The organism is Methanospirillum hungatei, assembly GCF_019263745.1.
Lineage (GTDB): Archaea > Halobacteriota > Methanomicrobia > Methanomicrobiales > Methanospirillaceae > Methanospirillum > Methanospirillum purgamenti.
This window is the reverse complement of record NZ_CP077107.1, coordinates 1,446,037-1,459,005: the sequence shown is the minus strand read 5'-3', so window position 1 is coordinate 1,459,005 and position 12,969 is coordinate 1,446,037. Positions and strand designations below refer to the sequence as shown.

General features: G+C 47.1%; 16 protein-coding genes and 1 pseudogene. 6 read left to right on the top strand and 11 right to left on the bottom strand.

Translation table 11 applies throughout. The features are described from left to right. Nucleotides 1–70 precede the first annotated feature (70 nt). The 3 genes and pseudogenes from KSK55_RS16720 to KSK55_RS06900 form a co-directional block, all read left to right on the top strand. A pseudogene (locus tag KSK55_RS16720) lies at nucleotides 71–151 on the top strand (hypothetical protein); the annotation flags it as partial. 15 nt (nucleotides 152–166) lie between these two features. Further along, nucleotides 167–796, top strand: a complete 630-nt coding sequence (locus KSK55_RS06905) for an adenine nucleotide alpha hydrolase family protein (RefSeq protein ID WP_218608679.1) — start codon at nucleotides 167–169, stop codon at nucleotides 794–796. 54 nt (nucleotides 797–850) lie between these two features. Continuing rightward, a complete protein-coding gene (locus KSK55_RS06900; protein WP_218608678.1) occupies nucleotides 851–1,597 on the top strand; it encodes an NAD+ synthase in 747 nt (248 codons plus the stop codon). On the opposite strand, the gene KSK55_RS06895 is transcribed toward KSK55_RS06900, so the two are convergent. Together KSK55_RS06895 and KSK55_RS06890 are read right to left on the bottom strand one after the other, a co-directional pair. Beyond that, on the bottom strand, nucleotides 1,573–2,277 hold the full coding sequence (locus KSK55_RS06895) for a glucose-6-phosphate isomerase family protein (protein ID WP_256664256.1): 705 nt from the start codon (nucleotides 2,275–2,277) through the stop codon (nucleotides 1,573–1,575). The genes KSK55_RS06900 and KSK55_RS06895 overlap by 25 nt on opposite strands. A 50-nt stretch (nucleotides 2,278–2,327) precedes the next feature. Further along, nucleotides 2,328–3,074, bottom strand: coding sequence for a DUF128 domain-containing protein (locus KSK55_RS06890; protein WP_218608677.1), 747 nt, complete (start codon nucleotides 3,072–3,074; stop codon nucleotides 2,328–2,330). 62 nt (nucleotides 3,075–3,136) lie between these two features. Between KSK55_RS06890 and KSK55_RS06885 the strand changes: the two genes are divergently transcribed. Next, nucleotides 3,137–4,081, top strand: coding sequence for a hypothetical protein (locus tag KSK55_RS06885; protein ID WP_218608676.1), 945 nt, complete (start codon nucleotides 3,137–3,139; stop codon nucleotides 4,079–4,081). Here the strand turns inward: KSK55_RS06885 and bcp are convergent. After that, nucleotides 4,078–4,560: a thioredoxin-dependent thiol peroxidase gene (gene bcp, locus KSK55_RS06880; RefSeq protein ID WP_218608675.1), complete on the bottom strand. Its 483-nt coding sequence runs from the start codon at nucleotides 4,558–4,560 to the stop codon at nucleotides 4,078–4,080. The two genes, KSK55_RS06885 and bcp, sit on opposite strands and share 4 nt — an antisense overlap. A gap of 60 nt (nucleotides 4,561–4,620) precedes the next feature. Here bcp and KSK55_RS06875 point away from each other — a divergent pair, with 60 nt between their 5' ends. After that, the gene (locus KSK55_RS06875; RefSeq protein ID WP_214420416.1) at nucleotides 4,621–5,115 is read left to right on the top strand and encodes a 23S rRNA (pseudouridine(1915)-N(3))-methyltransferase RlmH; all 495 of its coding nucleotides are present in this window, start codon (nucleotides 4,621–4,623) and stop codon (nucleotides 5,113–5,115) included. 17 nt (nucleotides 5,116–5,132) lie between these two features. Here KSK55_RS06875 and KSK55_RS06870 read toward each other — a convergent pair whose 3' ends face one another. After that, a complete protein-coding gene (locus KSK55_RS06870; RefSeq protein ID WP_218608674.1) occupies nucleotides 5,133–5,786 on the bottom strand; it encodes a transglutaminase-like domain-containing protein in 654 nt (217 codons plus the stop codon). A gap of 154 nt (nucleotides 5,787–5,940) precedes the next feature. Here KSK55_RS06870 and KSK55_RS06865 point away from each other — a divergent pair, with 154 nt between their 5' ends. After that, nucleotides 5,941–7,317: a nicotinate phosphoribosyltransferase gene (locus KSK55_RS06865; RefSeq protein ID WP_218608673.1), complete on the top strand. Its 1,377-nt coding sequence runs from the start codon at nucleotides 5,941–5,943 to the stop codon at nucleotides 7,315–7,317. A 15-nt stretch (nucleotides 7,318–7,332) separates the two neighbouring features. Here the strand turns inward: KSK55_RS06865 and KSK55_RS06860 are convergent, their stop codons facing one another. Genes KSK55_RS06860 through KSK55_RS06830 form a run of 7 tightly spaced genes read right to left on the bottom strand, consistent with a single transcriptional unit; the run spans nucleotide 7,333 to nucleotide 12,967 of the window. Then, nucleotides 7,333–7,737 carry a 4Fe-4S dicluster domain-containing protein gene (locus tag KSK55_RS06860; RefSeq protein ID WP_218608672.1) on the bottom strand — a complete coding sequence of 135 codons (405 nt, stop codon included), beginning with the start codon at nucleotides 7,735–7,737 and terminating at the stop codon, nucleotides 7,333–7,335. Continuing rightward, nucleotides 7,734–8,759: a respiratory chain complex I subunit 1 family protein gene (locus KSK55_RS06855; protein WP_306128454.1), complete on the bottom strand. Its 1,026-nt coding sequence runs from the start codon at nucleotides 8,757–8,759 to the stop codon at nucleotides 7,734–7,736. Before KSK55_RS06855 ends, KSK55_RS06860 begins: the two co-directional genes overlap by 4 nt. A 2-nt stretch (nucleotides 8,760–8,761) precedes the next feature. Continuing rightward, nucleotides 8,762–9,991, bottom strand: coding sequence for a hydrogenase large subunit (locus tag KSK55_RS06850; protein ID WP_218608670.1), 1,230 nt, complete (start codon nucleotides 9,989–9,991; stop codon nucleotides 8,762–8,764). Continuing rightward, nucleotides 9,988–10,620: an NADH-quinone oxidoreductase subunit C gene (locus KSK55_RS06845; RefSeq protein WP_218608669.1), complete on the bottom strand. Its 633-nt coding sequence runs from the start codon at nucleotides 10,618–10,620 to the stop codon at nucleotides 9,988–9,990. The genes KSK55_RS06850 and KSK55_RS06845 overlap by 4 nt, the downstream gene beginning before the upstream one ends. Then, nucleotides 10,617–11,054, bottom strand: a complete 438-nt coding sequence (locus tag KSK55_RS06840; protein ID WP_214420423.1) for an NADH-quinone oxidoreductase subunit B family protein — start codon at nucleotides 11,052–11,054, stop codon at nucleotides 10,617–10,619. Before KSK55_RS06840 ends, KSK55_RS06845 begins: the two co-directional genes overlap by 4 nt. Beyond that, nucleotides 11,051–11,398: a hydrogenase gene (locus KSK55_RS06835; RefSeq protein ID WP_218608668.1), complete on the bottom strand. Its 348-nt coding sequence runs from the start codon at nucleotides 11,396–11,398 to the stop codon at nucleotides 11,051–11,053. The genes KSK55_RS06840 and KSK55_RS06835 overlap by 4 nt, the downstream gene beginning before the upstream one ends. Further along, nucleotides 11,399–12,967, bottom strand: coding sequence for a proton-conducting transporter transmembrane domain-containing protein (locus tag KSK55_RS06830; RefSeq protein WP_218608667.1), 1,569 nt, complete (start codon nucleotides 12,965–12,967; stop codon nucleotides 11,399–11,401). It abuts the gene before it with no gap. Between the last annotated feature and the right edge of the window lie 2 nt (nucleotides 12,968–12,969).

The following is a 12,969-nucleotide window of genomic DNA, read 5'->3' as shown; positions in this document are numbered from 1 at the left end:
GTTTTATCATGGTATGTTATAGTGCATTGTATCGGTCAGAGGGTACATAAAAAAAGATTCAGTATGCATTATGTACCACATGAACCTCCTGGGCAGGGTGTTGTCAGAACCATGCAGCAGATGTCGGGAACCATCTGTGTTATTTCAACGGTATTCTGGACGACACTTGTGCGCTACACATCTTGCTGCCGATATTTTAATTCGAGCAAAAAGAACTATCCGGATTCAGGGAGGGCTTGGTAAAAAACCGGTTCTCTCAATAATCTGGGACGGCTCCGCCAGATATCTGCTCCTCTACATTCTTGGATGTATCGTTGGGAATCGTCCGAATATGGAATTTGTCATTCTTCATATCAACTCCGGATGTAATCACCAGGACTCCCCATCCAATCAGGTACCATTACCTTCCGGAATCACCATCAGGGAGAAATATCTGCAATATGAGCATATTACGGAAGTCGTTACCAGTTCTGGTTCAGATAGGATTGTGCAGGCATGTACTCTTGATGATGAAGCGGAACAGGTCCTATCTTCGTTATTATCCGGAGACTGTTGTTCTCTCATATGTTCTGATCAGACCTTTCCGGTACCCTGTCTTACTCCTCTGAGGGAAATTCCCTATACAGAACTCATGATGGTGGCTGATTATTGGGGGGTGCCGATTCAAGAAAAGAAAGGAGAAGAGAGTGATATCAGAAAGATTGTAACAGATCTTACAAATAATCATCCATCTCTTCCCTTTTCGCTCCTGAATTATCGGGATCGACTTTGTGAACTTGGTAAAAACCAGATATGATCTTCCCTATTATGCTTACCCTTTTTTCCTATCTCATAAAAGAAGTAAACAATCATGATCACTGATTCACCAGATCCCGAACCAATACTTGCAGTTCTGAAGGATACTATCCAGTCCAGTCAAGCTTCCGGTTTTGTTATCGGATTATCCGGGGGTATTGATTCAAGTGTATCAGCAGCCCTTTGTGTTCAGGCTGTTGGCCCGGAATATGTGCAGGGCATCTTTCTGCCTTCAGATGTTACTCCATCCCAGGATGCTGAAGATGTCAGAATGCTCGCGGAATTTCTTGAAATTCCGGTCATGACGATTCCAATCGGTTCCATCATTGACCAGTACCGGAGCATGCCTGGATTTAATGACACACCGTACCTTGCTGGGAACCTTATGGCACGAACCAGGATGACAATTCTCTACTATTATGCAAACCAGATGAACAGACTGGTGTGCGGAACTTCGAATTACACTGAGTATTTGGTAGGATATTGCACAAAATATGGTGATAATGCTGCAGATGTGCAACCAATTCTACATCTGCAAAAATCTCAGGTATGGCAGTTTGCCCGAAAGATTGGCATTCCGGAAAGGTTGATTACCAAAACACCATCCGCAGGACTCTGGCATAATCAGACTGATGAGGATGAACTTGGTATGACATATGAGGTCATAGATACAGCCATAAAATGCCTTGAAATACAGGAATGGGTACCAAAAACGCAGGAAGAAAGGATAGTACTGGAAAAGATCCAGCGTGCGGGCCACAAACAGCGCCCGGTTCCTCAGGTAAAAAGGAATAATTTCTGATATTGTTCAAGATATGATCCAGGTTTATTAAGGAATGCCAGGCTTTGTTCATCACCGACACAGGAATAAAGCGCCTGCTGAGGGAAAGGATGCGGTAGTGGTTTCCCATAACAGGTCACTTCGCGTATGTGTGGAACAAAATCCGGGTACCGTGGATTTCTCTCCTTTTTCCCGTCGGCAAAAATATAATACGCAGCCCCCTGAAATGTCTCAAATGGATGGTACTCACTTGTAAATGCGGATGAGACAAGATTTGCCATCAGAAGTGTTTCAGCAGAGGGATTGATAGTCACATGACCATATCCGGGGGGTATAAGAACCAGATCACCTTTTCGTGCCCTGACCAGGACAATATCTGACAAGTCTTCCTTTTGTAACAGATAGAGCACCTCCCCATCAAGGACTTCGTATATCTCAGGATACGCATGACCATCTGGGGCAGGCTGATGATAATGCCCTTTGGTTTTTATCCATTCGCCGCAGATTACCTTTCCTGGAATTCTGGTGACATCATATCTGATCTGATGCCGCTCTAACCATTCTTTATCCTGTTCATTTTTTGACAGGCCACGAAACATCTCGTATGCCATCCCTTCACATCTGCAATCCGGGTCTGCCATGACTGAAAGGAGTTCTGCGCAACTTCTTATGTCCGGATTTTCAAGAGGGAGTATTTGCATGTCAGTTCATCTCTCCTATTTACACTAATACTTACCGCATTACCTGTGATTTACAAATCTGATACAAACTGCATTGTCGAAATGTCAGTCAGCCCTTTCATCGCCTGCATGATGACATTTATTCCTTCTTCCCGGAGTGCCGCCATCCAGTTCGTTCCCCCAAGAGCCGCAAGCCCCATATACTGGGGGTCAACCGCGACACCTAGGCAAGGAGTATTGGGAAGTCCGAGATCCAGTATTCCGGTAAAGTATCCATCAGTAAGTTCTTCTAATACTTCCTCCACATCATCTTCTGCTTCCATATGGCACTCACGTATATTACCAAGCAGACTCCCGTTCCCATTTTTCATGACCTGAAGGACTGATGTTATCTCCTGGGAGACCAGGACCTGTAAGGGATCAATAGTCGTATATTCGTATTTTATCAGGTGGGTAAACCGCTTGGGAATGTTGTCTGCGACTTCAACAACACCTCCGCCGATTGGATTAAAGGGGATCCCACGCTGGAGTAACAGACCGTCAAGGGTGGTACTACAAAGGGTCAGAATCCCACACTGATCCGGTGGTATAACAAAGCCATCTATCTCTTCACCGGCGAAAAGGATCCTGATAAGACTGCTTGGTGAGACCCCAGCTTCACACGTAGCGCGAAACACGGATAATGTATGCTCAAGGTCTGCTGCACGCACCAGAGAGAGGTTATATACCACGGTCCCCGTCCCTTCTAAAGGGCTAAATGTGACCTGCATGGCAAAATCCTCTATCCGGTGACTGACAAACCTGAGGAAATCACTCATGACTCATTGTACGAGCCCGTAGATAGAAAAATATTCTTTTTTCGGACGGCAAACAGTACGGTATGGAGCAGAGAACCAGGGAAAAAGCATCACGGGCAGTTTCAGATATTCTGAAAGCAGCCGGATTTGACGTTCATCATGCAACAGCGCCCCTGGACATGTCTGCAATCAGGAAAAACACATACCTTCTGGTGATGTGTACTGATGATCCGGAAGAGGCATACTCATACTCTGATACTGAGTATACCATCCGGGTGGGGCAGGAAGAAAAGGTCTGTGAAAAACTTCTGGTTACATTTAATCCTTCTATTACAGCCGACAATTGTCTCGTCTGGTACCCGGAAGAGTTTGCTCTGTATGCAGGTGAAGCAGTTCTGGCCCGGGTCTTGAATAAAACACTGGTTCTTCCACTTGATGGGATGGAAGAGAGTTCTTCATATAAGGCGCGTGGTTCACACGAACCCGACACAAGTGTCCGGATCCCTCACCTTCCTGTCCGTGTTCATCGGGATGAAGCTGAAGAAAAGGCCGGAATACCTGGAGTCGCAACCCTTCGTTTTCTTCCATACTGGATGTTCCGATATAGTTGCAGGGGCTGTGCAGTGTATAAAGACCAGAATATCAATTTTGATGGAGATGGTTCGGGAGCTTTAAATGCCATTAATGGCGCGCTTTCAGATATTGATGCAGATACTGTTACCAGGAGAGAAATTCCTGATGGAAGTGAGATTGCAAAACCTTCAATAAACCGCGATGATGCTGAAGTAAAAATCACCCGCCATCTCATTAGTTCAATGACAAAACGGGTCAGGATTCGACAGGTAAAAGGGGATGCAATTTTTTACGAAGAGAAGAATCTCTCCCCTGATCCGGATAATATTTCACTTGATCTTCGGGAGATCTATATCCCGGTCTGGCAGATAAAAGGAAAGAAGATTGTAGAGATTAATGCGTTTACCGGAAAACGACTGATTGAACCGCTCGATGATGGTGTGGAAGTTTTTTAAATCCTTCTTTTTAAATCTGAAAGTCTTTCGGTTACTTCTTCAACATGACCTTTTACTTTCACTTTTCTCCAGATCCCTCTGATGATACCTTCAGGATCTATGAGAAATGTTGATCGTTCGACACCCATGTACTCCTTTCCGTACATTTTTTTGAGCTTCCAGGCCCCAAATGTTTCGATGACAGAATGGTTTTCATCTGACAATAAGGTAATTTTCAGGTCATGCTTTTCAATAAATTTCCTGTGACTTTCCGGATTGTCTGGACTGATTCCAATGACTGGGACTCCATGTTCTGATAACTCTTCGTACACCGCAGAAAATGCCAGTGCTTCTGTTGTGCATGCCGAGGTGTTATCTTTTGGATAAAAGTAAAGAATTAACCAAGATCCATGATGTGAAGCGAGGGTATGGAGAGTTCCTGAATGATCCGGAAGGTTGAAATTCGGCGCGGGATCTCCTGTTTTGAGTTCTTCATTCATTCCTATCTTCCTAACCTTGTGATTGGATGATGAAACCAGATATCATTAACGGCTCTGGGTATGATTACAATCCTGATGGTCAGGATCAAATTATTTGTTATTGGAAAGGTGAAAGAGTCGTATATCCGTGAGGCAATTGCCGATTATGCCAAACGAATTGGTTCATATTGCCAGATAGAATGTAAAGAATTCCTTGAATCCACAATACCTGATGACCATCCGGCTTCTGTTGACGGAGCAAAAAAAAATGAAGGAGAAAAATTATGCAGTGGGATCACACAGCAGGATTATGTAATAGCCCTTGATCGTACTGGAAAAACCAACACCAGTGAGGGTCTCGCTGATATTATCAAATCATGTGAGGTCAATGGTCCTTATCAGATCGTTTTTCTTATTGGTGGTCCACATGGATTGTCAGTTTCTTGTAAAAACAGGGCGGATTATATACTTTCGATGTCAGCAATGACGTTTCCACATCAACTGGCACGACTATTATTGTATGAACAGATATACCGTGCTTTTACCATTATCAGAGGGCAGCCGTATCATCGTTGATGATTCAAAAAGATGATTCAGGAAGAACAGGATGACTTCATAATTTGTATTCGTTCCTGGGTTATCGGGGGAATATGGATTTTTCCAGAATTTTCAATAAATTCAGGAACATTCATGGATAACTCAACCAGATGTGACACATCCTGCCATGGTTCTGGATATATGTGCTGGTCAAGCCATTCACCTTCAGATACTGGTTCATAAGCAATTTGTTCATATTCGATAGAAAATTCTGCAGAAATACCTGGTTTATTTCCTCTGGGATCTAATCTGATCCATTTATCCAGAGGTTCGATATAAACTGCAGCAAGGCCATGAAGCACCCAGCTCCCATTCTCACTTCGCACCCGCTGATAACACAGACCGGCTGGGATCCCAAGTGCCCTGCATAACGCAACAAACAGGTGGGACTTCCCAAAACAGAGTCCATGTCTGGCGTTCAGGACATCGGTCGCATTCCACATCAGATCTTTGTGTCCAGCATCGACTGAATGAGCAATAGAATCCCGAACCCAGGTATACAGTGTTCTTGTTCGTTCGATGTCGTCGATTTCAGATGTGGTAATAGTTCGTGCCAATGTGCGTATCTCTGCATTTGTGCAGTTAATCACTCCTGAGCAGGAAAGGTATGGAGTGATTGATACGGGAGGTATGAGTGGGGGGAGGTGCATCTTGTATCACCAAGGTGATCATCTCAAGTGCTTATCGCATCAATATTTCGATCTGTCAGTTTTCGGTTTTTCTGCAATGATACCGTCAAAATCAGACTAGAGGTCTATTTTATTGAGGGATGACATACCTGATACAAGAAAGGTATTTGTATTTATGAGTAACCTGAAATCTCCAATCCTTACTGATTTGTATGAATTGACCATGATGTATGTCTGGTTTTTATCGGACACCATAAATAATCAGTCCTGCTTTGATCTTTTTTTCAGATCCTGTCCCTTTCAGGGTGAATACATAGTTGCAGCCGGTATAGACGATGCGCTCTTATTTCTTCAAAATGCCCGGTTTTCCAGGGAAGATATCGCGTATATCAGGTCACTCAATCTCTTTGATGAATCTTTCCTGATCTGGCTCTCTGAATGGAGATTTGATGGTTCTGTTCATGCAGTGGATGAAGGAACCGTTGTGTTTCCTGGCGGACCTGTCTTCAGGGTGAGTGGCCCTATTGGATCCTGTCAGCTGGTCGAGACCGCTCTATTAAACCTTATCAATTTTTCTTCTCTCATCGCAACGAAAGCAGCCCGGATATGCATGGTTGCCGGGTTTGATACGGTAATGGAATTTGGAGCCAGAAGAGCCCAGGGACCGGACGGAGCATTATCTGCTTCACGTGCAGCCTATATTGGTGGGTGCACTGGGACATCCAACGTTGAAGCGGGAAAGATGTTTGGCATCCCGGTGAAGGGAACCCATGCTCATTCCTATGTCATGTCATACCATTCTGAACTGGATTCATTCAGGCGGTATGCAGAGGTTTTTCCCCAAGCATCTGTTCTTCTGGTCGATACGTATGACACCATCTTCAGTGGAATGGTTCATGCCATTGAGGTAGGTCTTGAGATGAAAAGACAAGGCCGGACTTTGGCTGGTGTGAGACTTGACAGCGGTGATATGCTCTCGCTTTCGAAACAGGCAAGGAAGATGCTTGACGATGCAGGACTTTCTGATACGAAGATTGTCGCGTCCGGAGACCTTGATGAGTATGGCATTCACACACTCAAAGAGCAGGGTGCCCCCATAGATCTCTACGGAGTCGGGACCAGGCTGGTGACCGGTCATGAATCACCTGCAATCGCCGGGGTGTATAAGTTATCCGCGATAGAACACACTCTCGGACATAGCGAGATGAGGATGAAGGTTACTGACCATACTGAAAAGATCTCGCTTCCTGGCATTAAGCAGGTATATCGCTCCTTTGATGGCAATGGGATGATGACCGGTGACTGTATTGAACTTGAGTCCGCTGGATTTGATGTTCCAGGTTATGTCCCCTTACTCATCCCGGCTCTTCGTGATGGTTCCATCGTCCGACCAGAACGATCTTTGCATGATATCAGAAATCATGTAATGAGCGCTTTGCAGACGATACCTCCAGACGTGGTCAGGCTGATGTATCCATCCAGGTATCCGGTATCAATCGGGCCAGCCCTTACAAAGGCCAGGGAAAAAATGATGAATGAGTTTACCGGTTAATCCGGCATACTCACATTATTCGACAATCATATTTTCATTAAACCGGTCTTCAGTTGCAAGCAGGAAATCTGAAGACATATGCAGGCAGTCTTTTGGACAGATATCATTACACTGGCTGCAGAAGACACACTGGGTAACCCAGATCCTGATTCTTTTTATCTCTGGTATAAATTCAATAGCATTTGCCGGACAGACCCTGATACACATTTTACATCCAATACAGGTGTTCCGGTCATACAGGATCTTACCCCGGTACTTGACCGGTGTTGGGATCGGCGGATGAATTGTTGCCTTTCCTGCAGCAACTGACTCCAGAAATCCGGTGATCGTCGATGGCAGGTTTTTTGCCGGGAAGAAATTAGTTGCCGGCTTTTTAAAGAGCTGGCGAAGCACCATCGGAACTGAGGGGAGTTTGATCATAAGAAACACCCCGCACTGAGAATACTCCCATCAAGTATGATAAGAAACATCCCGATGAGTCCGATGGTCGTGAGCCATCCCCAATACAAAGATACCACGGTGTTGATCCTGAACCGTGCCATAACCACCCGGACAAGTGAAACGGAGAAAAACATGACCACAATCACCTTGAGAAGGAAGAAGATCAGATCTACTCCGGCTGCCATGACTCCTGACATTCCAAGAACCGGAGAGAGATTCCAGGGGAAGAAGAGGAGCACCGCAAGGCCTGCCATCGCCACCAGTTTCGCAGCCATGGAGAGGGAGAAGAGGGCAAGGTTTCGTCCCGAGTACTCGACCAGAAGCCCACCACACAGTTCGGTTTCTGCTTCCGGGGTATCACAGGGGATCCGGGAGAGCTCAGCAGGGGTGACCCATGCAAGTACGATGAGCAGGAGGATACAGCCGATGATTCCGACCGGTCCGACAACTGTCCAAATGGGATTTGCTGCGAGCGTGTTCACAGAGAATGGCATGACCAAACCTTCTACGGCAAGTCTCCAGGCAATTGCGACAATTGCGATTGCAAGAGGAAACTCATAGGCGATCATAGTCACCATCTCACGCTGGGCACCCACACTTGCATAGGGAGATCCTGAAGCAAATCCCCCGGCAACCATCGCAAGGGCCGGGACCGTCAACAGGTACATGATCAAGATCAGGTCTCCATATTCACCAATCATGGGAAGAGGTGTCCCGACCGGGAGAATGCTGCCCAGGGGAAGGTAAAAGAGTACCGTCACTGCTGATGCAAATGCAACGATGGGTGCTGCATTAAAAAGTGACGGGATAGCATTTGCAGGTACGACTGAATCCTTGCAGAGGAGTTTTCTGATATCGGTAAAGGGCTGGGTCAGGGGAGGTCCCTGTCTCATCTGCATTCGTGCTGCACAGATTCGGTCAACACCTATCAGGAAAAGACCGGCTATTATCCCAAACAACGTGATGAGTACAACACCAGCAATGGTGGTAAGAAGCTCCATTATCATGCCTGAAGCCTCCGTGTCTTTTCAACCGATAACCGGTGAAGATGTTCCTTTGTCATGATCCCAGCATCCCCGTCTGTACTTACCACAGCAACCCGATCGGTGCATGACATACAGGGATCAATGGATGCGACAATAATCGGGATGTCAGCAATCTGCTCTCCCTGCAGAATCTCAACCCAGGCCATCTGGTTTGAGTAGGTTGATGCCTTGACTTTCCACATCTCAGGAGCTTCCTGCTTTCCATTCATCCTGACATAGTGCATATCCTCTCCACGGGGAGCTTCAACCCGTGCAAATGCCTCGCCGGATGCCTTCTTGAGATTCATGAGCAGTTTGGCATACTTCTCTTCAGCAAGAACCGGGCCTTCGGGCATCTGTTTCATGCACTGCCTGATGATGTCGATTGATTGTTTCACCTCAAAGATGCGGACAATGATCCGGTCATATACATCCCCGGTACCATCACTGCCATAGACATCAGGAAGCACGATATCAAAATCAAGGTCTCCATATGCTGCATAGGGAGAATCAATTCTGACATCCATGGCAAGGCCGGAAGCCCGAGAGGTTGGTCCAACCGTTGCAAGTTCCAATGCCCGGCGTTTCGTCAGAATTCCGGTGTTTTTGCACCGCATGGCAATGGTCTTGTCATTGAGGAAGAGGTTGACCATCTTTTCCAGGAGCCCCTCATAGTACTGGAGAGCCTGCTCAAGACGGGGGAACATATCGACTGTGATGTCACGACGGGTTCCTCCAAGCATCATGATACCATAATTGACCCGGTTTCCGGTAATATACTCAATTACATCGACTGACTCTTCCCGAATCTGCCAGGCAAGGTAAAAGAGGGTATCAAATCCGAGTTCGTGGGCGGCGACTCCGGCCCAAAGGATGTGAGACTGGATTCTCTCAAACTCGGCAATAATGGTCCGGACATAATACGCCCGGTCAGGAACCTCGATATCTGCAATCTGCTCAACTGCCTGTGCAAAGACAAGTGCATGAGCAACGCCACAGATACCGCAGATCCTATCACACAGGTGCAGGATCTGAACCGGATTTCTTCGCATGCCCATCCATTCAATGCCACGGTGTGCCCGGCCTGGTGAAAAATTGACCTTTTCAACAACCTCACCATTCATCTGAAAGGTGAAATTGATTGGCTCTTTTAATGCCGGATGTATCGGACCGATAGGGAGTTCATAGGGTGCTTTTTTCTGACTCATTCTGCTGCACCTCCGGATGGGGCCTCCTTCGCAGGTTCTGGTTCCTTCTTCTCGACCGGTTCAGGTTCTGCTACCGTGGGAACAGCCCTGTCGGTGGGGCGATCAACTTTCCAGAGTTCCCTGACCATAGAGGGGGGAATGCCTTTTTCATCCTTCCTCCAGGGGTATACATTTTCAGGAAAGTCATCTGGTAGAAAGATACGCCGTGAGTCAGGAATGCCATCAACGGTAACCCCGATCATGTCCTGTTTCTCACGTTCAGAATAGACTGCACCGGGGATGAGCCCGGATATCGTGGGCACATGGGGGTCTGATTTTGGGACCTGAATGGTGAACACAACACAAATCTCCTCATGTTTTCCACCAAAGAAGACCTGAAGATGGTAGAGAAGGTCTATCATATCCCCATTATCTGATGCTGCGATAACCCCGAGGTGTGGATAATCGATTGAGATGAGTTCTGCAACCGCATCATTGATATCTTCACGGGAAACCGTCATCCACACCGTCTTCTGGGGGAGTTTTTTCACTCCTTCACACCGCTCCTTTACCTGGACATTACTCACCCGGGTGCCGAATTTCTGGACAAACCGGTCTGCCAGTTCCTGTGGTGTCATGGTTGCTCTCATGATCTCACCTCCTTTTCTAGCCTCTCAAGTTTTGCAATCGCCTGCACCACGCCATAAATAATCGCTTCAGGCCGTGGTGCACAGCCTGGCACATACACATCCACTGGGATAACCTGGTCGATTGGTCCGTCAAGATTGTAGGAGTCGTAAAACACTCCTCCTGACTGACCACAGGTTCCTACACACATGACAACTTTTGGAGCTGCCATCTGGTCATAGACCCGTTTTACCCGGTCTCTCATCTGGTGAGTAACTGGACCGGTAACAAGCAGGACATCTGCATGCCGTGGTGATCCGACCAGTTTTATTCCAAATCGTTCAGGGTCGTACCGGGGGCAGAGTGCTGCGACAATCTCGATATCACATCCGTTACAAGACCCTGAATTCACATGAAATACCCAGAGTGACCGGTTAAATGATGGAGAGAGTTTCATTTCAGGATCACCACCACGATGAGGACGAGAGCCGTCACAAACAAATATGCCAGGAAATAATCCGAAAGATTACCGGTATGGAAGGGCTTTATGAATTTGTAGTATCCTGACAGGGCATCGGTATATCCCCAGTACAGGTTTCCTGCCCGGATGTGTACCGCCTCTTTTTCAGGTTCTGCATTTCCTGAGAGGAACGGGGCCGTTGCTCCTGCACTCGAATCATAGGTCTTCTCTCCACGTGACCAGATGAGCCATCCTATGATGAAGGCTATAATGAAGGCAATCACCCAGAATACGGCATTCCATGCACCAAATCCGGTTGAAAGCGTGAATGATTCTATCATTTAAGCACCTCCGAGGACTGCCGATATATAGCCCTGGTAATCGATGAGTGCCGTTGCTGCCGGAGCAACCAGGGCATCTACCACCTGTTGAGGGAATATACCAAAGAGGATAACCAGAACTGCCAGTATTCCCATCGCAATGAGCATCGGTCTTGGTGCATCCTCAACGTCCTGATATTCAGGCAGTTTTGGACCCATGAACATGGAATGGAAGACTTTGACGAAGGAAGCCAGAGTCAGGATACTCACGACCATGGCGATGACGGCAAGAAGGGGATTGAACAGGAACGTGGACTCATAAATGAGCAACTTGGATGCAAATCCGTTGAATGGCGGAATCCCGGCGATTGCCAGTGCTCCGATCATGAAAAAGACCATGGTCCATTTCATATTGTGTCCAAGGCCACCAAGCTGGTTGAGATTTCGTGTTCCACACCGGTACATGATGACACCGGCGGTCAGGAACAGAAGACCCTTGTACAGGGCATGGTTCATGATATGGAAGAGCCCTCCCTTGAGTGCCATCATCCCGACACTCTGGGAAAGGCAGGTACTGGAAAGTGCAGCTAGTCCGACTCCGACACCAAGCAACATGTATCCGGTCTGAGAGACTGCATGATATGCCATCAACCTCTTTACATCCTTTTGTGGGATTGCCATCGTGACACCGATGAACATAGAGAGCACTCCAAGAATGATGATGACCCATCCGACGGTAAGCAGGTTTATCTGGCCTCCGTAGAGGGTGAAACATACTCTGAAGAGAGCATACAGACTTGCCTGTGATGAGACAACCAGGAATGCCGTGACTGCTGATGGTGCCATGGCATAACTGTCCGGCGTCCAGAAGTGCATGGGGACTGCTCCACACTTCATGGCAAGGGCAGTAAAGAACAGGACAAATGCGATGATATCAAGCCCGGTCATCTGCATCCGGTCAGCGATAACTGCCATATTGAGGGAGTTATACTGGGCAAAGAGAAGACCGACTCCTACCAGGAAGAGCATGCCCCCGAGGGTAGAGAGTGCTGCATATTTCAGTCCGGCTTCTGCAGCAACTCCCTTATCTATCCGGTAGGCAACCAGAGCAGCTCCGGCAAGGGAACTGATCTCAAGGAAGACAAAGAAGTTGAAGAGGTCTCCGGTTGCGATCATCCCATATACGCCGGTGATAAGAAGCAGGAGGAGGGTAAAGAATCCGTCCTTTCCTGATAATTTCTCCATGCTGGATATGGAGTAGAGGGTGATACAAAAACCGACGATAGCGGCGATTATGAGCATGAAGGCGTTCATCGGATCAATGGTAAAGATGATCCTGATGGGGATGCCCCCTGAATCTGGTGGGATTACCTGTGATATCGTGTCAACCCCGAATGTATACACAATCGTCCCGGTTTCAAGAACCCGTGATGCAACTAAAAGCCCGCAGAGTGATGAAAGGGCGGTGATGAGAAGTATCCAGACATTTCGGACCGTATCGCCTGCTCTGGAGAGGAGTGGAGTTAAAAATGCTCCCAGCAGAGGGATTGCGATAAGAAGTCCTGGCAGGTTGTCAAGTAGTATATCCATTT

Excerpts from the sequence above, each read along its gene's own strand:
- KSK55_RS06900 (WP_218608678.1), top strand. The coding sequence starts at position 851 with ATGATCACTGATTCACCAGATCCCGAACCAATACTTGCAGTTCTGAAG.
- KSK55_RS06895 (WP_256664256.1), bottom strand. The coding sequence starts at position 2,277 with ATGCAAATACTCCCTCTTGAAAATCCGGACATAAGAAGTTGCGCAGAA.
- KSK55_RS06890 (WP_218608677.1), bottom strand. The coding sequence starts at position 3,074 with ATGAGTGATTTCCTCAGGTTTGTCAGTCACCGGATAGAGGATTTTGCC.
- KSK55_RS06885 (WP_218608676.1), top strand. The coding sequence starts at position 3,137 with ATGGAGCAGAGAACCAGGGAAAAAGCATCACGGGCAGTTTCAGATATT.
- bcp (WP_218608675.1), bottom strand. The coding sequence starts at position 4,560 with ATGAATGAAGAACTCAAAACAGGAGATCCCGCGCCGAATTTCAACCTT.
- KSK55_RS06875 (WP_214420416.1), top strand. The coding sequence starts at position 4,621 with ATGATTACAATCCTGATGGTCAGGATCAAATTATTTGTTATTGGAAAG.
- KSK55_RS06870 (WP_218608674.1), bottom strand. The coding sequence starts at position 5,786 with ATGCACCTCCCCCCACTCATACCTCCCGTATCAATCACTCCATACCTT.
- KSK55_RS06865 (WP_218608673.1), top strand. The coding sequence starts at position 5,941 with ATGAGTAACCTGAAATCTCCAATCCTTACTGATTTGTATGAATTGACC.
- KSK55_RS06860 (WP_218608672.1), bottom strand. The coding sequence starts at position 7,737 with ATGATCAAACTCCCCTCAGTTCCGATGGTGCTTCGCCAGCTCTTTAAA.
- KSK55_RS06855 (WP_306128454.1), bottom strand. The coding sequence starts at position 8,759 with ATGGAGCTTCTTACCACCATTGCTGGTGTTGTACTCATCACGTTGTTT.
- KSK55_RS06850 (WP_218608670.1), bottom strand. The coding sequence starts at position 9,991 with ATGAGTCAGAAAAAAGCACCCTATGAACTCCCTATCGGTCCGATACAT.
- KSK55_RS06845 (WP_218608669.1), bottom strand. The coding sequence starts at position 10,620 with ATGAGAGCAACCATGACACCACAGGAACTGGCAGACCGGTTTGTCCAG.
- KSK55_RS06840 (WP_214420423.1), bottom strand. The coding sequence starts at position 11,054 with ATGAAACTCTCTCCATCATTTAACCGGTCACTCTGGGTATTTCATGTG.
- KSK55_RS06835 (WP_218608668.1), bottom strand. The coding sequence starts at position 11,398 with ATGATAGAATCATTCACGCTTTCAACCGGATTTGGTGCATGGAATGCC.
- KSK55_RS06830 (WP_218608667.1), bottom strand. The coding sequence starts at position 12,967 with ATGGATATACTACTTGACAACCTGCCAGGACTTCTTATCGCAATCCCT.